This is a genomic window from Luteolibacter sp. (assembly GCF_039920825.1).
Classification (GTDB): domain Bacteria; phylum Verrucomicrobiota; class Verrucomicrobiia; order Verrucomicrobiales; family Akkermansiaceae; genus Luteolibacter.
Genome location: NZ_JBDSCX010000039.1, coordinates 1 through 20,618 on the forward strand (window position 1 = coordinate 1; position 20,618 = coordinate 20,618).

Here is a 20,618-nt window from a genome sequence, read left to right on the forward strand (position 1 = left end):
CTACCGCGACATTGCGGATTCCAAGGACGGCAAGGGCTCCGAGTCGAGCCGCAAGGCCTTCGAGAAAAACGTCGCCGCACTCCGCAAGCTCTACCCGAAATTTTTCTTCAAGCAGAAGGTCATCGAGGACTTTGTCGCTCTCGCCGACGAAAATCTGCGCCTCATCCAGAATCTTCAGCACGAGTGCGACCGCGCGAAAAAGAGCGGCAAGACCGCCGACGCCACGAAGGCGAAGCGCAACGTCGAATCGCAGCTCCGCGAGATGCAGGTGCGCCTCTGGCTCGCGCCCGCCGAGTATGGCAAGCAGCACCACGAGCTCAAGGACTGGCATCGCAAGGCCCTCCGCGCGAAGACCGAGATGGTCGAGGCCAACCTGCGCCTCGTGATTTCCATCGCGAAAAAATATACGAACCGCGGCCTCTCCTTCCTCGACCTCATTCAGGAAGGCAACATGGGCCTGATGAAGGCGGTCGAGAAATTCGAATACCGCCGCGGTTATAAATTCTCCACGTATGCCACTTGGTGGATTCGCCAGGCGATCACCCGGTCCATCGCCGACCAAGCCCGGACTATCCGGATTCCGGTCCACATGATCGAGACGATCAACAAGCTGATGCGCGTGCAGAAGCAGTTGGTTCAGGAGTATGGCCGCGAACCTTCGCCAGAGGAAATCGCCGAGGAAATCCACTTGCCCGTCGAGCGTGTTAGAGCCGTTCTCAAGATGGCCCAGCAGCCGATTTCGCTGCAAGCGCCTGTTGGAGATTCGGACGACACTTCCTTCGGCGACTTCATCGAAGACAAAGCCGCCGACAATCCGATGGAGGAAGCCGGCTTCTCGATGCTCAAGGATAAGATTAAGGACGTGCTCGACACTCTAACGGAGCGTGAGCGCGAAGTTCTCGAACAACGCTTCGGTCTCAAGGACGGCTACAGCCGCACGCTTGAGGAAGTCGGCCGCCAGTTCCAAGTCACCCGCGAACGGATCCGTCAGATCGAGGCCAAGGCCCTTCGGAAAATGCGTCACCCTACGCGGATCCGCAAACTCGAAGGTTTCATCGAGCTTCCAGGAGCCTGATGAACCTTTCCCAAGAGCCCGCCCTCACCGGCGGGCTTTTTCGTGAAGGAGTATCTTCTGCCCGACTTCTGTCGCGTCGTCTTACCGGTCGAGTGCTTCAAGAACATCCTCAAGGTAATCCGCGCGAAGATCCATGATCGCTTCCGGTAGATCTTCCCTGGTCAAAAAGGCTTTCACGGATGCTGGATCGTGCTCGATCCAAAGGCGCATCGTGTCCTTCACCGCGTCATCCATTCCGACAGGCGGATGGTTTGCGAGGGAGCGGACGAATGTATCCCCGCCACGTTGAGCGAGAACCCGCTGGATCAGCTCGCGCAATTGGAGCGGAGTGTTCTGAACATCATCCGCTTGGGGATCGGGAGTGAGTTCACGAAACCAAGCCTCGAGATCAGCTTCCGAAGTTCCCCTCACCAGATCGAGGGTTTCCTCACGGAGCCTGTAATCCACCATCACGGACGGCGAGGCTTCCCATCGTTTAATAACCCGCTCTTCAACTTTCGGCCAGGATCCCGCATCTGCGACGTTGGAGCCTTCGGCCACTTCTTCCGGATCGCTTTTCGTGTCTCCAGACCCGAGGTCAATGCCCCACCCCGCTTCCTGTCGCATCTCTTCCGTCATCTCCATGGCCGCCGCTCCAGTCCGAGCCGCCTCGACGTCCGAACGCGCCCATTCCTTGAATAAATACTTGTAGGCGCACCCCAAGACAAAGGGTTCCGGATGAACCGCTGCGGCAGCCAGAAATGCGGCCCGCGACTCCGGCGTTTTGAAAGCTTCTCGCGCGCGGGCACGACAAAGGAGGTCCGCGATCACGCTGTTGTCGTCACTCAAGCGTAACACTTCCCGAAATGCGGCCTCGTCACTGCGGTCGGAAAGACTGGCAACGATCATTTCGGCCACTTCACCCGAAACTGATTCGGTGCAGGCCCATGTCTCCTCTTCGTCCTTGACCGCTTCCCATGCCTCAACCGCGCCACCCTGTTTGATCCAGGCGGTGAGAACCGCCCGGCGGGAGTGGGAAAAACCGCTCGAAGTCCAGCCCTTTGGGGGAGGGGCAGCCAGAAAGAGGGACTTTGCCTTCGTGTTGGCGGCCGCAGGATCCAACTCTCCCCAGCGGTAAAACAGCATCACCTGCAACCAAAAGGTGTCGGAATTATTCCATTCGCATTTCGGCAGTTGCGCAACCGCCGCCTTCACTTCCTCGAGAGACAGATTGCGGATGTTCTGCCACTGCCGCGCTTCGTCAACCGCTCCTCCCAGGAAATGGCGGACAAGGGCTACGGGGGCCAGTGAATCGACATCCAACGGAATATTCCTCTCCTTGCGTTCCGGGACGAAAACCTCCTGGGACGCCACTTTATCCCGCAACGAACCGAACCAATACCCGGCGACAGCGACCAAGACCGCCGCCGCCACGAACAGCAGCCGGAGGCCGGAAAATTGCTTTCGGGTTGCGTTCACTTCGGGACGGTCTTTTTGACTGAGAAAAAAAATTCCAGCGATGAAATGGGTAGAAGAAACATATTCCCGGGCAGTGCTTTGCCAAGATCCGTTTCTGCAGCAGTATCCGGCGGTGATGGACTGTAGAAACCGGCGTTTGAGATTTTCAAAGTGGCGCACATCCGGCCGATGTGATTCGCTGGCCGTGGCAACGGACGAGTCCTTCTCCACGAGTTTTGAAGTTTATCATTTATCGTTTTCCAATCAATGCACGACGTCCCCGAGTTCACGCCAATTGAATCCATCTTCGTCCGCCATCGCAACGCCCTGCTGGTGCGCGGGCAGTTCACGCCGATTTACACGGACTACTATCTGCATTTGATGCAGCACAGCATCCGTCCCCCGGCCGAACTGGATCAGATGCTCAAGGACACGCTGGCGATGCTGACGCTGCATCTCGTGGCGAGACCGTGGGCGGAAACCATCGCTTGGACGGTGAATCTCCGTGCTCCCCGTATCAATCTTTTCGTCACCGGCAGTTCCTTCGAGCAGGCGGTGACCGGCCGGGTTTTCACGGAAGATGTGCGCGAGCCGGACCGGAATTTTTTCTACGCCCAGACGACGACTGTCGAAGGAACACAGCCGCGACTCTCGACACTGGAAGTCGAAGGCAAGGATCCGATCGCGTGGATCTCGCAATACTACACCCAGTCCGAACAGCGGCCCGCCCGTGCATTCCGGCTGGACGACGAGAATTTCGCCCTCGTCGCCGCGCAACCCGACTGTGACCTCGAATGGCTGGAAGCGCTCGACGAGGAAGCCGTCGCGGCGATCGTGGAAACCGAGGAAACCACACTTCTCGAAACCCGCCAATTCCGCTTCCACTGCGGCTGCACCATCGACAAGATCCTTCCCATCCTCGGCGGTTGGCGCGAACGGCTCGACGATCTGTTCGAAGCCGCCGATTTCATCAACCTTCAGTGCCCCCGCTGCGCCGCCAAATACCGCGTCACCCGGGACATGATCGTTTGAACCGGTTGCCATCAATCCGACAGCCTGCTACCTTCGCGCCATGACCGCAGTCAAACAGCCGGATTTCATCACTGTGAGCGACTACCTCGCGGGTGAGGAAATCAGCGACGTTAAGCACGAGTATCTGGGCGGCACGGTCCACGCCATGGCAGGGGCGACAAATCAGCATAATACGATCGCTACAAATGCCCTTGGCTTCCTGCATGGTTCTCTCCGTAGAAAATCCTGCCGCCCGTTCAACAGCGATACAAAAGTCCGCATCGAGTTTCCCGACCACACCCGTTTCTACTATCCAGACACGATGGTGGTCTGTGAGTCGAATTCCGGCTCCGACCATTTTCAAGATCGGCCGGTGGTGATCATCGAAGTTCTCAGCGATTCCACCCGCCGCGCGGATCTCGGCGAAAAGCGCGACGCCTACCTAACAATCGCATCACTGAAAGTCCTGATCTTCGTCGAGCAGGAATATCCTGCCGTCACCCTTCACCGCCGCAAGCCCGAGGGCGGATTCGCCATCGAACGTCACTCCGGTTTGGAAAGCACGATCCCGCTGCCGGAAATCGAGGCCACGCTGGCGCTTGCCGACCTCTACGAGCGCGTGGAGTTGAAAGCCTGAGCGCCACCGTTTCATGCAGCGCTTTCACCACTCGCAGTTTGCGGATTTTTCCCGTTTGGTCGAACTCAAGCAATCCGTCAATCAACGGATCTCCGTCTGCATTCCCACCCTCAACGAGGCGGAAACGATCGGCCCCATCGTTTCCATCATCCGTGACGAATTGGTCGCACGCCACGGGCTCGTTGATGAAATCCTCGTCATCGACTCAAACTCCGACGACGCCACCATGGAACTCGCGAGAGCGGCGGGAGCCACTGTTCACCTCTCGTCAGAGATTGCTCCCGAAACCGGCAGCCATCTCGGAAAGGGCGAAAACCTGTGGAAAGGCCTCCACGTTTCCACAGGCGAAATCGTCTGTTACATCGACGGCGACATTTCCAATTTCCACGCCGGATTCATCACCGGCCTCATTGGTCCGCTGCTCGCTGACCCGGCGATCGCCTACGTGAAGGCTTTTTATGAGCGTCCCCTTGCCTATGGCGACGAGTCCCATTCCACCGGCGGCGGCCGGGTCTCCGAAATCCTGATCCGCCCGCTGATCTCGCTGTTCTACCCGGAACTCGGCGGTATTTTGCAACCCCTCTCCGGCGAGTATGCCGCCCGCCGCAGCACCTTGGAGACGCTCGCGTTTCCCACCGGCTACGGCGTGGAAATCGCCCACCTCATCGATCTGGCGCGGGACGGAAAAATCGAGCGAATCGCCCAGACCGACCTCGTCAAACGCGTCCACCGCAACCGCGACGACGACGAACTCGGCAGCATGGCATTTGCCCTGCTGAAAGTCGTCCTCCGCCGGCTCGGGCGCGACCGAAAACTCACGCTCGCCAATCCCCTTCCCGACCTCTATCAGTCATGGACGGTTGACGGCGACTCCATCCACCTTCTTTCGAAAATCATCCCCGAACCCGAACGCCCTGCTATCAAACCGGTTCCGACCATCGGATGAATCAAGAACCCGAAATCATTGTTCCCGAAGACGCCGAGGAAGAAATCATCGTCCCGGAGGAAGTCGCCAACGAGCCCCTCACGATTTTTCAAATCGTTCTGATGGTGCTTTCGGTCTACGTGCTGGGCGCGTTGTTCACTCAGAGCATGTTCGTATTGACCGACGAAATGAGCGGCTTGCTCGACAAGATCGACTTCGCCATCTGCCTTGTTTTCCAAGCCGACTTTTTCCATCGACTCTACAAAGCCCCGTCCAAGGCGAAATTCCTCAAATGGGGCTGGATTGATTTCGTCTCAAGCATCCCCATGCTCACCACCAGCCGGGCCGGACGCATGTTTAGCGTAGTCAGACTGTTCCGGATTTTACGCGCCTTCCGCTCGGTGAAAAACCTGCTCCGCTACCTGATGCGGAACCGCACCCAGAATACCTTTGTCACAGTCGCCGCCATTTCCTGCATTGTGGCGATGTTCGGCTCCATGGCGATTCTCAATCTGGAAGAGAGAAGTCCGGACCGTAACATCAAGACACCGTCGGACGCCCTCTGGTGGTCGGTCGTCACCCTCACCACGGTCGGCTATGGAGATCGTTATCCGGTCACTGACGAAGGTCGTATCGTTGCGGCCATCCTGATGACCGCCGGGGTCGGACTCTTCGGCACCTTCACCGGTTTCGTCGCCAGCATGTTCGTGGAGCCCGACATCAAGCGGGAGGAAAACCAGCTCAACGCCCTCGCCAAGGAACTCCGCGCACTCCGCAAGGAAATGCAGGCGGTCGATGAAAAGATCAGCCGCACCCACCGCACTCTCGCCCGGCAGCGCAATAAAAAGCGCAACGCGAAAAAGCCACCTCTCCCTCCCGCCAACGAGCCGGGCGAGTGAGTTAGCCTAAAAAACAAATCGGCGAAGAATCGAGCCGGGGGGAGTCTCGATCTTGCCGGTTGTTTTTAAAACCCAGGGTTTCGTCGGAGCCAGCTACCCCGGGGGGAAAGGATACTTGCGGCGACAAATGAAAAGTATCCCATTTCCGGCCACAACGATAGTCCGTGAACGCGTGTGCATGATCGCGTAACCAGAGAGAAACGGCTCGCGACCGAATCACTCAAGCTTAGGAAACCGGGACCAGATTCTCGCTCTTCTGGGTCACCATTCCGTCGTCGTCGCAGTAGCGGCTGTGACTGAGAAGATGTGCCATGAACATCATGTGCGGCCACAGATCCTGAGAGTATTTCCGCGGAACATAATGCCACAGTCCGTAAATCGGCGAGATCTTCGCGTCCTTGTGCGTCTCGTTGAATTCATTCATCGCCAGCCGTTCACCAAGGAAATCCGCGCAACTGGCTCCCATGATGTCGTCGAAATAACAGTGGACCCGCGGCAGCAACAGACTCTCGTCAGCCTCCAACACCTTGAGGCAATCCACCGACGAGGTATAGATATCCACATCCACGGAAATGAATCCGACCGGAGCCGGATTGGACGCCAGGAACCCACCCATGGTCTCACTGATCGGACCGAGAATGAGTTTGGCCTTCTTCAAGCGGCTGCGCAGGGCCTCCACATCCATCTGATAGGTTCCCACGGTATAGATGTTCGGCATGTCGCGGTAATCCATCGCTGCCGGCAGTCCGACACCTGTGTCGAAACCGTAAACGTCGATCCCGATCCCTAACAGTGCCTCCACGCGCCTCGCGGTTTCCTCCAGCGACGTGAGCCCGAGTCCTCCGGCCACGCCGAATTCAAGGACCGAGAAGCGCTTATAACCCAGCGTTTTCGCCAGATGGGCGCTTTGCAAAACGGCCCACGTGTAGTTAGGCCTTACGGAATTGCCGGATTCCTTCATGATCTTGATCAGCTTGCAGTTCAGATCGCTGTAAACCAGATTGTGGAACCGGCTGGCTTCGTCGTTGAGCTCGATCTGCTCGCCGTCCGAGTCCAGCCAGCGTTTGACTTTGTTCACCGCTCTTTTCGCGAATTGTCTGGGAAACGTATTCATTGGGGGGCGTTGTGGTGGTTTAATGGGAATGGCCTCATCGGTTCACAGGAAAATCATTTAGAAACCGAAAGATTCATTTATCAGATCTACTGCCAGAAAATTTCGCGGAGATCCATCAAAATCTATAAGTCCTCCCAAATCAGAAAGAGACATAAACCTTGAACTGAAGGGTTTGGCAGGCCGTGATGGCCGCGATGAACAAGGACACCTTCCTCCGCGATCTCCTGAACCGGATGACTGTTAAGGAAAAGCTCGGCCAGCTCAATCTGCTGACCGGTGCGATGGACGCCACCGGTATGAAGGACTCCGGCGATCTCGAGGCGAAGATCCGCGACGGTCATTGTGGGGCCGTGCTGAACGTTTACACCCCAGCCGCCACACGGGCGCTTCAGGAAGCGGCGCTGACGGCCCCTCTCCGGATTCCGCTGTTGTTCGGCTACGACGTCATCCACGGACATCGCACGATTTTCCCGATCCCGCTTGGCCTCGCTTGTTCTTGGAATCTTAAATTGTTAGAGCGCTGTGCCCGCGCCGCCGCGGCGGAATCGGCGGCCGACGGCCTGCATTGGGTTTACTCGCCGATGGTGGACATTTCCCACGACCCGCGCTGGGGACGGGTGGCGGAAGGTGCGGGTGAGGATCCCTGGTTAGGGTCGCTGATCGCAGCCGCTCTGGTCCGAGGCTATCAGGGAAATGATCTGTCGGATCCGGCGGCGGTGATCGCCTGCGTCAAACATTTCGCCCTCTACGGCGCACCTTCGGGCGGGCGGGACTACCACACGGTGGACATGAGCCGGCGCGAAATGGAGGAAACCTATTTCCCGCCCTACCGCGCCGCCATCGATGCCGGCGCGCGGACGGTGATGACGGCGTTCAATGTGATCGACGGCATTCCGGCGAGCGCCAACCGCGGGTTGCTAACGGATCTGCTGCGCGACGCATGGGGCTTCAACGGCTGGATCGTCACCGACTACACCGCGGTTTCCGAAATGAAGAATCACGGGACGGCGGCGACCGACGCGGACGCAGCGCGACAGTCACTCGCCGCCGGAGTGGACATGGACATGGTGTCCGAGGCATTTCTAACCGAGCTTCCGGAATTGGTGAAGTCCGGACAAGTCAGCGAAGAATCGATCAATACGGCGGTGATGCGGATTCTGCAAACCAAGTGGGATCTCGGACTTTTCCAGGATCCTTACGCCCGCTGCGACGAGGCACGGGCACAGGCCGTGCATTTGAATCCGGAAATGCGGGCGCTCGCGCGGGAGGCCGCCCGCGAATCGATCGTCCTGTTGAAAAACGACGATCTGACGCTTCCCCTCGCCAAGCACGGCACCATCGCACTCATCGGCCCGCTGGCGGAGAGCCATCGCGACATGTTAGGTTGCTGGATCGCGGCCGGTGACCCGGCGGAAACGGCATCGCCACTCGATGGCCTCCGCGAAGCGCTGGGCAATACCGGAAGAGTAATTTCCGCCAAGGGTTGTGAAATCCATTCACCTAACGACGAGCTGCGGGATGAAGCCGTTCGAGCCGCCGCTCTGGCGGACGTCGTCATCCTCGTCCTCGGTGAGAGCGCGGACATGTATGGCGAGGCCGCCAGCCGCACCGACATCCGGCTGCCGAAAGCGCAACGCAGACTGGCGAAGCGCATTTTACAAACCGGCAAGCCCGTCGTGCTCGTCACCATGGGCGGACGGCCGTTGGAGCTGTCCAAGGAAGCGCGGGATTTCCCCACCATAATCCATGCTTGGGCGCTGGGAACGGAAGGTGGCCGGGCTCTAGCAGACGTGATTTTCGGAGATGCCGCGCCGGTCGGAAAATTGACCATGGGATTTCCCCGCAGTATCGGCCAGGTGCCGATGACTTACCGCGAGAAACCCACCGGCAGGCCGTTCGACGCGGCCATGCACTATTCCAGCAAGTATCTCGACTGCCCGAACGACGCGCTTTTCCCTTTCGGCCACGGCCTAACCTACGGCGAACTCGAGTTGGGGGAATTGCAGGTAGATCCCCAGGAGGTGCCACCCGGCGGGACTGTGACGGTTTCGGTGAAAATCACCAATCCCGGCCCGCGTGAAGTGACGGATACCATCCAACTCTATCTCCGCGATCTCGTCGCCTCCGTCAGCCGCCCGGTGAAGGAACTCAGCGGATTCGAACGCGTCACCCTCGCCGCCGGCGAGTCGCGGGTGGTTTCGTTCCGGATCACGGACGCTGATTTGAGTTTTCCGGGCGAGGATTTCAAGCCGGTCGTCGAACCGGGTGATTTCGAGGCGATGGCCGGGACCAGTTCCGTTGATTTGAAGGGGGTGAGGTTCAGGCGGTTGGGAGACGCGGAGTGAAATAAGACTGGGGAGCGCGCTGCTTGGCTTTTACCTTTGCCTTGTGGCGCGAATGCCTTACGAAGAGCGCCCCGCCGCATGAGATTGTTCCGCATCCTTACTTTTAAAGAACTCAAAGGGTATTTCCTCACCCCGTTCGGCTGGGTCGTCCTGGCCTTTGTGACGTTGATGCAGGGCATCTCGCTGTCCACGGCGATGAAGGGCTTCCGCGATACGCCGGTGAAGGACAGCTTGGTTTACGTGACGTTCCACACGCCGCTGTTCTGGTTCTATTTCCTGTTCATTTTCCCGCTGATCACGATGCGTTTGTTCTCGGAGGAAGAGCGTTCGGGGACGCTGGAAACGCTGCTGACGGCTCCGGTGCGGACCTGGCAGGTGGTGTTTTCAAAATACACGGCGGCGATGATCTTCTACACGACGCTGTGGATTCCGGGGCTGCTCCAGTTCAAGATGTTCCAGTGGGTGACCCACCTGCCACCGGCCTTCACGCCGGGTGCGCTCGGCGGGGCCTTCGCGGTGGTGATGCTGATGGGCGCGGCGTTCACGGCGATCGGCTGTCTGGCCTCAGCGTTGACTTCCAGCCAGATCATTGCGGGCATTTTCACGATCGGGCTGCTGGTGATCCAGTATTTCCTCGGATTCGTCACGGTCATCTGGGGTGAGTCGTTCGCGGGCGCGCCGTTTTTCCATTACATTTCCTCGCAACAGCACCTGCACTACTTCGCCAGCGGGTTGTTCGACACGCGGCCGATGGTTTATTTCCTGAGCCTCGCCTTGTTCGTTCTGTTCCTGACCTATCAGGTTGTGGATTACCGCCGCTGGCGCCGCTGATTCTTTTGATTTCCGACTCATGTCCGAACCATCCTCCGAACCGAAAGCCAAACCCGCCCGCCCGTTGAACCGGTGGGGTGCGGGCACTCTTTCCGTGCTGCAGATCGTGTTGCTGGCGATCACGCTGATTGCCCTGAATTATCTGGCCGCGCATCACTACAAGCGGATCGATTACAGCCGTGAAGGAAACTACACGCTGTCGTCGCGAACGAAAGACTACCTGAAGGGCAAGGTGCTCACGGATCGCCAGAAGCCGATGAAATGGATCATGGCCTTCCGCCGGAGTTCGCCGTTTTACGAACGGGTGCGGGTCCTCGCGGAGGAATACGAGCGTCTGTCGGACGGAAAAATCCAGCTGGAATTGGTCGACCCGATGCACAGTTCGGACCGCACGCAGGAGGTCACCGCCGCCTACGGACTGCCGCTGACGAAGGACCTGATCATTATGGACGCGCGGACGGATGACGGCCCGGTTTCCACTGAGGAAAAAGCCGAAATTTCCAACAACCCCGACGCGGACAAGAAGCCTGCACGCATTCTCAATCCTAACATCAAAGTGGTCGTGGCCGAGGACATGATCGTCACCACCACGAAAGACGGCAAGATCAAGCCCAGCGGATTCCAAGGCGAGGATGTCCTGACCGCCCGCCTGGTGGAGTCGCTCGAAGGCCGGGCGCGCAAGATGGTATTTCTATCTGACAAGAGCCAGATCGACATGGAGAACGAGAACTCCCCTCTCAAGTCGCTCCAGCGGACCCTGATGTTCCAGAACGTCGAGCTTCAGGGAATCAGCCTATCAGGTCTTGATGAGATCCCCGCCGATGTCGAAGGCGTCGCGATGGTCGCTCCGAAATACGATGTCACCGATGCCGAGCTGGCGGTGCTGGAAAAATACTGGAGCCGTCCGCGCGCGGCGATGCTGGTGCTGCTCAAGGCTGGCGAAACTCCGCCGAAGCTGCGGACCTTCCTGCGCAGCAACGGAGTCACGCCGCGCAACGACCGGATCATTTCGATGAAGGACAAGACCATCAACACCGTCGCCCGCGGTGCCTTCGCCTATCAGGTCGATTTCCTCAAGGGCCTCGCCGGCCAGGCCACCATCTTCGAAGGGGCCAGTTCGTCGCTCGAAGTCCGCGAAGGCGCGGACGACCTGATGACCAAGCAGATCAATCCCATCGGTCTGATCCAGGCGGCGGAAGGCTTCTGGGGAGAGACGAAATTCGGCGAGAAGAATCTCACGTTCGATAAGAAGGAAGACAATGTCGCGCCGCTTTTCATGGCCGCCTGCGTCACCCGCGGCGCAGCCACCGACGATCGCTTCGCAGACTCCACTTCGCGGATGGTCGTGATTTCAAACACGGATTTCCTCAGCCCCGACGAACAACACGCCGAAAACATCGACTTCCTGGCATCTTCCGCGAACTGGCTGATGAACCGCCAGTCGCTCGCCGGTATCGGACCTCGTCCGCTGGGCGTCTACAGGTTGCCGATCCTTGACGCCCAGGTGTCCTTCATCAACCGCGTGAATCTGTTTTTCCTGCCGGGGTTTCTGTTCCTCGCGGGAGCCTTCGTCTGGTCCTCGCGCCGCGCCTAACTTGTCATGCGTTCGCTCGGCTTCACATTGATCCTCGCCCTGCTTGCCATCATGGTCGGCGGCCTGGCGGTCTGGCAGTGGGTCGAGGGAAATTTCTATTCGGTCCTCGGTGCTCCGCCAACTCCGCTGGGAGAGCGGATATACACAAAGTTCGCGCCGCCTGACGTTCGATACATCCGCGTCTCTCAGAACGGAACCAACGCTTCCTTCGAGCTCGGTCCTAACGGCTGGCAGGCTCTCATGCCGTGGGTGGACCGCATGGATCCGCGCGCGGCGGTCCGCATCATTGATTTCACGCTCGGCCTGCGCGTTGAGGATCTGGCGGACATCGACAAGGTGGATCCGCAAAAAGCCGGACTCCGCGAGAGCGGGATCAACATCCGTTTGGAAGGAGCCGGTCACAAGGTGCTCGCGAAATACAAGCTCGGCCGTCAAACGCCGTGGCTGGCTACCGTGAAGGACGTCGATGAGCCCGTGTCCACCGTCTTCATCCAGCCCCGCGATGAAACTCAGAAGGGCTATATTTATACCTGTACCCACAACATCATCCCGCTGTTCAAGGACAACCTGAAGTTCCTCCGCGACTACCGCCCGCTGTATTTTAATCCCTATAAACTTCAGAAAATCCGCGTCCGCAAGGACACCGAGTTCACTCTCGCCCGCCCGGGAGAAAAAGACGCTTGGCGCATCACCATGCCTCTGGACTCGGCCATCAACACCGTTGCCATCAAATCCCTGATCGAGGGCTTGTTCGAACTGCGGGCTGTCAAAATTTCCGACCGTACTTCGGTCACACTTCCCACCTCCGGCGCGTCCACCGATTCCCGTCAGATCGGCCTGACCTTCTTCGGCTCCGACGCCGAAACCGTGCTGGAGATTTTCCCGCCGGAAACTCCGGAATCCACCGAAGTTCGTGCGACGGTCAGCAACCGGCCCGACACGGTTTTCTATCTACCCGTCAAGCCCGAGGCGAATCTCGTTTCCCTGGCGAACCTGCCGCAATCGATCGATGAACTCCGCGATCCCACCCTCACCCACTTGAATCTCAAGGATCTGCGCGGCATCCTTATCGAGCCAGCAACCGGCGCTGAAATGCTATTGTCCTGGAAACCGCCACAGCCGTGGATGGTCACCATCGAAGGCCGCACTCAAGAGGCGAACCAAGAGCGCTTGGTTGACTTGCTCAACACCGCCATCGAGGGCAAGGCCATCGGATTTGAAACGGACGCCGCCACCGATTTCACCCCGTGGGGACTCGACCGGCCGATTCTGAAACTGCGCTTCCTCGGCGAAAACAACCAGACCCTCGAACTCACGTTCGGCCGGGACAAGAACGGCGGCTATTTCGTCAACCGCACCGGCACGCCGACGGTGATGCGCATCGACCAAGCGCTTTTTGAATCCATTCCGCGCAGGCCATACGAATGGCGGCATTCGCGGTTGTGGTCCATCGACCGGCTCAATCTGTTAGCAGTAGAGCGCAAGTCCGGAGACGAGTCGCCGCTGATGCTGCGCTACGATTTCAGCAAGCCGGACCCGTGGACCGCCAGCCGCGACGGAGCCGATCTCACCGCATCGATCAACCCGACGCGGGCGAATTATATGTTGGACGCGCTCGAAGGGCTCAAGGTGACCCGCTGGCTGACGCCCGAGGATCCGTCCGCCCTGGAAGCTCTCACCACTCCATCCCTCTCGATCAAGATCGTCGAGAAATCCACCGACGACATGGGAGACTTCACCGGCCTCATTACCCGCGAGGTCACACTGGCTCCGGGCAGCAAGGTCGCGAACCCGGCGTTTTACTACGGCCGCCTGGGCTCAGACACCAATCCATTTTTGATGGACCGCGAAACCTACGACAAGCTCGCCACGGTGCTGATGGAAAAAAACTGAGCTTCCAGGATTTTCCGCCGAAGCCACTCGTCACTTCCCACCACCCGGTTTCCCCGATACTTCTGCGCCGTGATTCGTTCGTTGAGATTGGCCGACTTCCGCTGCTTCGGCGCGCTGGACCTCGAGGTGCCTGCGGAGGGAGCCATTCTAACCGGCGACAATGCCCAAGGAAAGACCTCGATTCTGGAAGCTCTCTGCGTGTTGGTCCGGCTTCATTCGCCTCGCACCCACCGGATGACCACCATGGGAAAATTCGGCACCAAGGGCTTCGGCATCGCCGGCGATCCGTGGGGCAGCGAACGCCAGGTCCGCTATTCCCGCGAAGGACTTTTCCTCAAAGCCGACGATGAAACCCGCCCCAGCCAGACCCGCTACCTCGAAGACGGCGGCCTCGTCGTCTGGATGGGAAACGAGGATCTCGAACTCGTCCGCGGCCCCGGCGAAGGACGTCGCCGTTACCTCGATTTCCTCGGTGCCCAGATCGATGAGAACTACCGCCGCTCCTGGTCGCGCTACCGCCGTGCCCTCCGCGCGAAAAACCTCCTGCTCAAAGAAGGCCGCGCCCGCGATGCGGAAATTCTCGCCTACGAGGAAATCCTCGTCGAACACGGCACCGTTCTGATGGAGTCCCGCGCCCGGCTTGTGAAGGAACTCACCCCACTCGCCGCCGAGGCCCAGCGCGCCGTCAGCGGCAAGGACGAACCGCTCACACTCAACTATCTCCCGGCCAGCGGCGCGGATCTCCGCGAATCCATGCTCCAAGCCCGCGAGCGCGAAACCCGCCTCCGCCAAGCCGTCGTCGGCCCGCACCGCGACGAACTCGACCTGCGCCTCCACGGCATGCCCGCCGCCGAGTTCGCCAGCGAAGGCCAGCAACGCACCCTCGCCCTCGCCCTAAAGCTCGCCCAGGGAAAACTCTTGGAACAGCGCGGCGGCAAGCTGCCCATCTATCTGATGGACGACATCTTCGGCGAGCTCGACCCCGGCCGCCGCAACGCCCTCATGTCCCACCTCCCGCCCCTCGCCCAGAAATGGATCACCACCACCCACCTCGACTGGCTCAAGGAAACGCCCGAGCTGGGAGAGATCGGGCGGTTCCGGGTGAATGACGGCACCTGCAAATAGGGCTTCTTCTCTTTCGGACTGCTCCGACAAGTCGGAGCTCTCCCACTGGCCGACATGTCGGCCAGTGCCAAAGCGGAGACATGTCTCCGCAGTCCGAAGGCACAGACCGGCTACAGCCTAACGGCCTTGAGGGCGATGAACATGGGGAATTCCTCCGCGGCGGCGTGTTCGGCTTTGCTGAAGGGGCCGGAGGCTTGGGAGCGGCGGTGGCTGTAGAGTTCCTCGCAGGCGGTGACGGCGAGACCGCCCTTGCCCATGGCCGTTAGAAGGTCGGCCAGCGGGCGGTGGTGGAAATGGGTTTGCTCGCCGGTCCCCTTCCCTGGATGGGTGGTGATGGGGATTTCGAGCGGAGTGGCGTAGCTGTCGAGGCGGCGGTATTGGATTTTCTGATCGGCATCCCAGCCCCAGTGGGTCTTGCGGGGAATGCGGAAGCAGGGGTGCATGAAGACCATCACGGCGCGGCCGCCGGGCTTGAGGGATTTCGCGACGTTGGTGAAGAGGCCGGTGATGTCGGGCACGTCGTGAACGGCCATGATGCAGGTGGCGGCGTCGTTTTTTCCATCAGCCCACTGGCCCGGCTCGCAGGCGTCGGCGACGATGAGGGAAACGCGGGGATCGGCGGCGTGGCGGGATTTCGCGGACTCGATGAGGCGCGGACTGGCATCGACGCCGGTGAACTTGCCGATCTTCGCTTCGAGCAGCGGTCTAACCAGAACACCCTGGCCGCAACAGATGTCGAGGACAGACTCGCCGGGTTGCGGATCGAGGATGCGAAGAGCGGCCGGGAGAATGACGTTCTGGTGATAGTCCGAGCCGGCTTCGCCGACGAGCTTGTCATACCAAGCGGCGACGGGATCCCAGCCGCGGTCTTTGGAGGACGGCTTGTTTCCGGATGGAGGCGGTCCGGGTTTCCGTCCTTTTTGAGGTTGGAACGGTCGGCGTGGCGGCTGGGGCATGGGGACAGGCTAGCGGCGGAGGGGGCGGGGCGGCAAGTCCGCGGTGTGGGAATGGATGAAGCGAAACGCGGAGATGCAGAGGTCGCGGAGAGGTGCGCGGAGGTTGTTCAAAAATCCCTTCTCCGCGTTTCGATGAAAACCTTTATTCGTTGTCTGTCAAAACCAGTCGTTTAGCCTGCACCAGTGATCGAACGTGTTGTCACCCCCGAGTTGTTGGATCACCTGCCTGCCGACGATCCTGAGGCGCTGCGGAGCCGCAGGGATCTGCGGCGAATCAATTTTTTCATGGGAAACGAGCGATGGATTTGCCGGGAAGTCCGGCGGTTTTCCGAAGTGGCCGGCCGGGGCATCGTGGAGATCGGTGCAGGAGATGGCGAATTGTGTCATCGGCTGGCGCGGATTTTCCCGAACGCTCCGGTATCGGCTTACGATCTTGCGCCGGCTCCGGAATTTTCCGGATCGCACGTCATTTGGCATCAGGGCGATTTGTTCGAGAAGCCTGCGCCGTCGTACAGTGGCGTCCTGGTAGCGAATTTGTTCGTGCATCATTTCGAGGGCGAGGCCTTGGCAGTCCTGGGACGATGGATGCGGAATTTCGAAGTCGTGGTCCTCAACGAGCCCGACCGTTGCCGCCTGCCGCATGGGTTAGGAGGGATCATGCATCCGTTCATGAACCGGGTGACGCGGCATGACATGCACGTGAGCATCACGGCGGGATTCCGGCAGGGCGAACTTGCTGGATTTCTCGGACTGGATTCCGGCGTCTGGCAGGTTCGTGAAACTTCCACATGGCGCGGCGCGAGACGCGTGGTAGCTTGGCGGTCTTGAACCGGGAAATCACCATCACGGGCGGCGGACTGTCCGGATTGGCCCTCGCATCCGCGTTGCGTTCGCACGAGGTGCCGGTGACGGTGCTGGAAGCGGGACGATATCCGCGCCACCGCGTCTGTGGCGAATTCATTTCCGGAGTGTCCGACTCGACCCTGGCTGCATTGGGGATCCGGCGACTCTTCGATGATGCGCTGCGTCACCGATCGCTTTCTTGGTTAGAAAACGGCAGGATGATCCACAGCGACCGGCTGAAATCCCCCGCTCTCGGAATTTCCCGACATCTGTTGGATGAGCGGCTGCTGCGCCACGTGGAATCGCTGGGAGGAATCGTCCGATGCGGAATTCGGGGAAATCCCGTCCCCGGCGAAGGCAGGGTCTGGACGGCAGGGCGCAAACCTGAAAACGGCCCGTGGATCGGTCTCAAGGCGCATGTGCGTGGCATTGAAAAATCCGCGGATTTGGAAATGCACTCGGGCACCAATGGCTACGCCGGCCTTGCGGGAGTCGAGGACGGTTGGACGAATGTCTGCGGATTGTTCCGGATGGATCGTGCGATCAAAGCCGCGCCCGGCGACTTGCTAACAACCTATCTGGAAGCGGGCGGAAATTCCAAACTCGCGGCCCGACTGAGGGACTGCGAATGGCGGGAAGGTTCCGTGTGCGCTGTTGCGGGTTTCAAACCCGGTCGCCAGATTCCCATGCCCGGACTGCTGGCACTGGGCGATGCCGTGAGCATGATCCCCCCCTTTACCGGCAACGGAATGTCGATGGCGTTTCAATCCGCAGAGCTGGCAGTGGAGCCTTTGGTCGCGTGGTCGCAGGGTGAGAAATCTTGGCAGGACGCGGTTAACGAAGTCCGCACCCGCATGGACCGGAAATTCAAACGTCGCCTGACGGTGGCGGGCGCTCTTCACTCAATCCTTTTGGACCAAAGCGGCAGAAATCTCGTAAGTGGTCTGGCGTCGGCGAAACTGCTTCCTTTTCAATCGATGCTCGCCACAGTTCGCTAGAAATCATTCATGTATCTCCGCTCCATCGCCACGGCCGTTCCGTCCCACTCATTCACCCAAGAATCCTGTTGGAAAACGATGCGGGAGGACGATCTTCTGACGGGACTCAAACCGAGGTCTGCAGCCCTGTTGGAGAAAATTTTAACTAACGTCACGTCCGGGATTGAGCGCCGGAACCTCGCGCTGAATTCCATCGCCGCGGCATTCGGCCACGGTGCGGAAACACTCAATAACAGTTTCGAACGGGAAGCTCCGCCGCTCGCCGCCGCAGCGCTGTTGGAGGCCCTGCGGAAATCCGGCAAGATCGCGGCGGAGGTGGACGCGCTTTTTGTCTGCACCTGCACCGGTTACCTTTGTCCGGGAGTGAGCAGTCATGTCGCGGAACAGATGGGGATGCGAGACGATGTCTATCTGGCGGATCTGGTGGGGCTCGGCTGTGGTGCGGCGATTCCGACGATGCGTGCCGCGCAGGGATTTCTAGCAGCCAATCCGCGGGCCGTGGTGGCCACGGTGGCGGTGGAAATCTGCTCGGCCGCGTTTTTTGCGGACGATGATCCGGGAGTATTGATCAGCCTGTGTCTGTTCGGCGACGGCGCGGCGGCGGCGATCTGGACGGGAGAGGGCGAGGCGGGCGACTGGAAGGCCGGACATTTCACAACAACCCACCGGCCGGAACAGCGTGAGAAAATCCGCTTTGTAAATTCGGCGGGAAAGCTCAAGAACCAACTGCACCGTTCGGTGCCGGGACTGGCGGGCGAAGCGGTCGCGGATCTTTACGGCAGGCGCAGCGCCGATCCCGATCAAATACTCGCCCATTCCGGCGGACGCGATGTGGTGGATGCCTTGGAAAGCGTGCTGCCGTTCCAGCTAACGGAAACGCGCGAGGTGCTCAAGAACCACGGCAACATGAGCAGTCCCTCGGTGATGTTCGCGCTGGAGCGCAGGCTGATCGAAGATCATCCGGCCGACCGGCGGCTGTGGCTGACCGCGTTCGGTGCGGGATTCGCGGCACACGCCTGCGAGCTGTGGCGATGAAGCCACGTTCACTTTTTGCGGATGTGCCAGATCTCGACAATCTGATTGCGCTCCGGGATGCGGCTGCTGAATCGTTGGGTCTGACCGATATAAACCGCCTGCGTGAACTGTTGCGGCCGTTTGATGCTGGAAATGTATTCGGCGGCGGCAGTCGCGCGATCGGATGAAAGCGTGCGGTTGCTATCGACATTGCCTGTTTCGGAAGCATATCCAATCGCCAGGATGAGGTCACCGTCCGGGACGTTGTTGACCAGCTCGTGAATCGCCTCGTCATCAGCCTCGGTTAGAGCGCTCGATCCGGTGGCGAAACTCAGCGTCTTGAGGACATTCGCACCAAGTTTCACCCCGAGGTTGCTATAAGCGGTGGAGATTTCCGAATCCGAGGATTTCTGCAACAATCGAAGGCTCCGGAACAACTCGACAGCGGCCGGCAGCAGCTCGTTTTCCGAGCTGGCGAAGAGTTTTGCTTTTGATAGATCTCCTTGCAGCTCCTTCACGCGGGCTTCGAAAAATTCCTTGGCACGCCGTGCCTCATCATACCGGCGCTGGAGATCGGCATAATCCTCTGCGGAAACACCGCCGGACATGGTCTTCATTTTCTCGCGGGCGGCATCAAGTTCCATGGCGATCGCGTCACGCTGGGCCTTGAGATTCGCCAGGTCGGCCCGCAAGCGGTCGGCATCAGAACCTCCGATCAAGGCTCGGTTGAGATCGTTCTGAAGTCGTGAGTTTTCGGAGAAAAGGCTCTGACGAAGTTTTTCGGAATTGAGCAGATCGGAACTTTTCGCGGTCAACTCCTTGTCCTTTTCCGCCAACATTTCCTGGAAACGGGTGGAGAGAGCGACCAGCGAGTCGGCATCTTTTTTCAAGCGGTTCGCGATGTCACCGATCGGCTCCGCGTTGCCTTCCAACGGTGAAAGTCCCATCGCGATACGCTGGCGGTTGAGCTCGGCGCGGCGGGCATCCACTTCCGACTGGAGTCCGGTCAGATCGTTGTTTCCGTAGGACGAAACGAGGGAGCCATTGCGAAGAACCATCACGATCAGCACCCCGAGCAGGGCGATGATTACAAATGCCAGCGCAACGGCAGGAGGCAGGTTGGACTTTTGGGAACCATCGCCATTTCCGGAATCATGCGTCTCAGCATCCACCTGGTCATCATCATCCACTCGTAATTTGTCATCCGACATGGGCGGAGGTTGGCCGCGCCACCCCGCCCGTGTCAACACGTCGCTTTTTGTCAAACAACGGTGAGCAGGCGGAGGAAATCGGCAGGTTTGTCGAAAATATAGTCCGGCTTGGAGGCGGCGAGCGATTCGCGGGAATTGAATCCCCATGTGACAGCGGCGATCGGGATGCCTGCTTTCTGCGAGGCCTTCACGTCGCGCAATTCGTCGCCGATGTAGAGCATTTCATCGGGCCGCACCGAGAAGGTCTTGCGGATGGCCTTGAGGTGCTTCGCCTTGCCGGTGAGCTTGGAAGTGGAGGAAATGAAATCGAACTGCTCGCGAAGTCCATGCGTGCGGAGGAAAAGATCGACGTTGGCGGTGGCGTTCGAAGTGAGGATGCCGAAGCTGCGAACGTGGCGGCGCAGCTCGATGAGAACTTCCGGCATGCCGTCTATCAATTTCAGCTCGGTGATATTTCCCCGCATCATGCAGGTGCCGCGTGAGATCAACGCCGGGACGCGGCGCTTCGGGATATCGAGGTGATCGAGCAGTTCCTTGAGCGACAGGTGCCTGAGATGATCCAGCTCGTGCTCGGCCACCTCGCGGATGCCGTAGTCGGGCGCGATCTTGTTGAAAATCCGGCGCGTTTCGCCCAGCGTGTCGGCAATGGTGCCGTCGAAGTCAAAGACGAGGGTTTTATAGATCATCGGGTGTCCCCCTTGAAACCATAA

18 protein-coding genes are annotated in these 20,618 nt (G+C 59.5%); 13 read left to right on the forward strand and 5 right to left on the reverse strand.

Annotated features, from left to right (window positions below; all coding sequences use genetic code 11):
• Window positions 1-1,075, forward strand: a 1,075-nt coding sequence (gene rpoD, locus ABIQ96_RS10495; protein WP_348214535.1) for an RNA polymerase sigma factor RpoD, incomplete at its 5' end; no start/stop codon positions are given.
• An 81-nt stretch (window positions 1,076-1,156) separates the two neighbouring features.
• Here rpoD and ABIQ96_RS10500 read toward each other — a convergent pair.
• A complete protein-coding gene (locus tag ABIQ96_RS10500) occupies window positions 1,157-2,533 on the reverse strand; it encodes a hypothetical protein (RefSeq protein ID WP_348214536.1) in 1,377 nt (458 codons plus the stop codon).
• Window positions 2,534-2,779: 246 nt separating this feature from the next.
• Here ABIQ96_RS10500 and ABIQ96_RS10505 point away from each other — a divergent pair, with 246 nt between their 5' ends.
• From ABIQ96_RS10505 to ABIQ96_RS10520, 4 genes are read left to right on the forward strand one after another with little or no spacing between them, the layout of a single operon-like run.
• Window positions 2,780-3,544 (forward strand): Hsp33 family molecular chaperone HslO, encoded by a 765-nt coding sequence (locus tag ABIQ96_RS10505; RefSeq protein ID WP_348214537.1) that lies wholly within the window; start codon window positions 2,780-2,782, stop codon window positions 3,542-3,544.
• 40 nt (window positions 3,545-3,584) lie between these two features.
• A complete protein-coding gene (locus ABIQ96_RS10510; protein WP_348214538.1) occupies window positions 3,585-4,160 on the forward strand; it encodes a Uma2 family endonuclease in 576 nt (191 codons plus the stop codon).
• A 13-nt stretch (window positions 4,161-4,173) separates the two neighbouring features.
• Window positions 4,174-5,106 carry a glucosyl-3-phosphoglycerate synthase gene (locus ABIQ96_RS10515; protein ID WP_348214539.1) on the forward strand — a complete coding sequence of 311 codons (933 nt, stop codon included), beginning with the start codon at window positions 4,174-4,176 and terminating at the stop codon, window positions 5,104-5,106.
• Window positions 5,103-5,984 (forward strand): ion transporter, encoded by an 882-nt coding sequence (locus ABIQ96_RS10520; protein WP_348214540.1) that lies wholly within the window; start codon window positions 5,103-5,105, stop codon window positions 5,982-5,984. The genes ABIQ96_RS10515 and ABIQ96_RS10520 overlap by 4 nt, the downstream gene beginning before the upstream one ends.
• A gap of 226 nt (window positions 5,985-6,210) precedes the next feature.
• Here ABIQ96_RS10520 and ABIQ96_RS10525 read toward each other — a convergent pair whose 3' ends face one another.
• Window positions 6,211-7,098: a hypothetical protein gene (locus tag ABIQ96_RS10525; RefSeq protein WP_348214541.1), complete on the reverse strand. Its 888-nt coding sequence runs from the start codon at window positions 7,096-7,098 to the stop codon at window positions 6,211-6,213.
• Window positions 7,099-7,283: 185 nt separating this feature from the next.
• On the opposite strand from ABIQ96_RS10525, the gene bglX reads away from it, so the two are divergent.
• The 5 genes from bglX to recF all read left to right on the forward strand — a co-directional run bounded on the left by bglX (window position 7,284) and on the right by recF (window position 14,886).
• Window positions 7,284-9,443 carry a beta-glucosidase BglX gene (gene bglX, locus ABIQ96_RS10530; RefSeq protein ID WP_348214542.1) on the forward strand — a complete coding sequence of 720 codons (2,160 nt, stop codon included), beginning with the start codon at window positions 7,284-7,286 and terminating at the stop codon, window positions 9,441-9,443.
• 78 nt (window positions 9,444-9,521) lie between these two features.
• The gene (locus ABIQ96_RS10535) at window positions 9,522-10,274 is read left to right on the forward strand and encodes an ABC transporter permease subunit (RefSeq protein WP_348214543.1); all 753 of its coding nucleotides are present in this window, start codon (window positions 9,522-9,524) and stop codon (window positions 10,272-10,274) included.
• Window positions 10,275-10,293: 19 nt separating this feature from the next.
• Window positions 10,294-11,868 carry a Gldg family protein gene (locus ABIQ96_RS10540; protein WP_348214544.1) on the forward strand — a complete coding sequence of 525 codons (1,575 nt, stop codon included), beginning with the start codon at window positions 10,294-10,296 and terminating at the stop codon, window positions 11,866-11,868.
• 6 nt (window positions 11,869-11,874) lie between these two features.
• Window positions 11,875-13,761, forward strand: a complete 1,887-nt coding sequence (locus tag ABIQ96_RS10545; RefSeq protein WP_348214545.1) for a DUF4340 domain-containing protein — start codon at window positions 11,875-11,877, stop codon at window positions 13,759-13,761.
• Between the two features lie 69 nt (window positions 13,762-13,830).
• A complete protein-coding gene (recF, locus tag ABIQ96_RS10550) occupies window positions 13,831-14,886 on the forward strand; it encodes a DNA replication and repair protein RecF (protein WP_348214546.1) in 1,056 nt (351 codons plus the stop codon).
• A 110-nt stretch (window positions 14,887-14,996) separates the two neighbouring features.
• On the opposite strand, the gene ABIQ96_RS10555 is transcribed toward recF, so the two are convergent.
• Entirely contained in the window at window positions 14,997-15,842 is an 846-nt protein-coding gene (locus ABIQ96_RS10555; RefSeq protein ID WP_348214547.1) for a class I SAM-dependent methyltransferase, read from the reverse strand.
• Window positions 15,843-16,025: 183 nt separating this feature from the next.
• On the opposite strand from ABIQ96_RS10555, the gene ABIQ96_RS10560 reads away from it, so the two are divergent.
• Genes ABIQ96_RS10560 through ABIQ96_RS10570 form a run of 3 tightly spaced genes read left to right on the forward strand, consistent with a single transcriptional unit; the run spans window position 16,026 to window position 18,718 of the window.
• Window positions 16,026-16,670: a hypothetical protein gene (locus tag ABIQ96_RS10560; protein WP_348214548.1), complete on the forward strand. Its 645-nt coding sequence runs from the start codon at window positions 16,026-16,028 to the stop codon at window positions 16,668-16,670.
• Complete coding sequence (locus ABIQ96_RS10565; RefSeq protein ID WP_348214549.1) at window positions 16,667-17,683, forward strand: NAD-binding protein; 1,017 nt, start codon at window positions 16,667-16,669, stop codon at window positions 17,681-17,683. The genes ABIQ96_RS10560 and ABIQ96_RS10565 overlap by 4 nt, the downstream gene beginning before the upstream one ends.
• A gap of 9 nt (window positions 17,684-17,692) precedes the next feature.
• Complete coding sequence (locus ABIQ96_RS10570; RefSeq protein WP_348214550.1) at window positions 17,693-18,718, forward strand: stilbene synthase; 1,026 nt, start codon at window positions 17,693-17,695, stop codon at window positions 18,716-18,718.
• Window positions 18,719-18,726: 8 nt separating this feature from the next.
• Here ABIQ96_RS10570 and ABIQ96_RS10575 read toward each other — a convergent pair whose 3' ends face one another.
• Window positions 18,727-19,908, reverse strand: coding sequence for a hypothetical protein (locus ABIQ96_RS10575; protein WP_348214551.1), 1,182 nt, complete (start codon window positions 19,906-19,908; stop codon window positions 18,727-18,729).
• Between the two features lie 50 nt (window positions 19,909-19,958).
• Complete coding sequence (locus tag ABIQ96_RS10580; protein ID WP_348214552.1) at window positions 19,959-20,594, reverse strand: HAD hydrolase-like protein; 636 nt, start codon at window positions 20,592-20,594, stop codon at window positions 19,959-19,961.
• Window positions 20,595-20,618 lie beyond the last annotated feature (24 nt).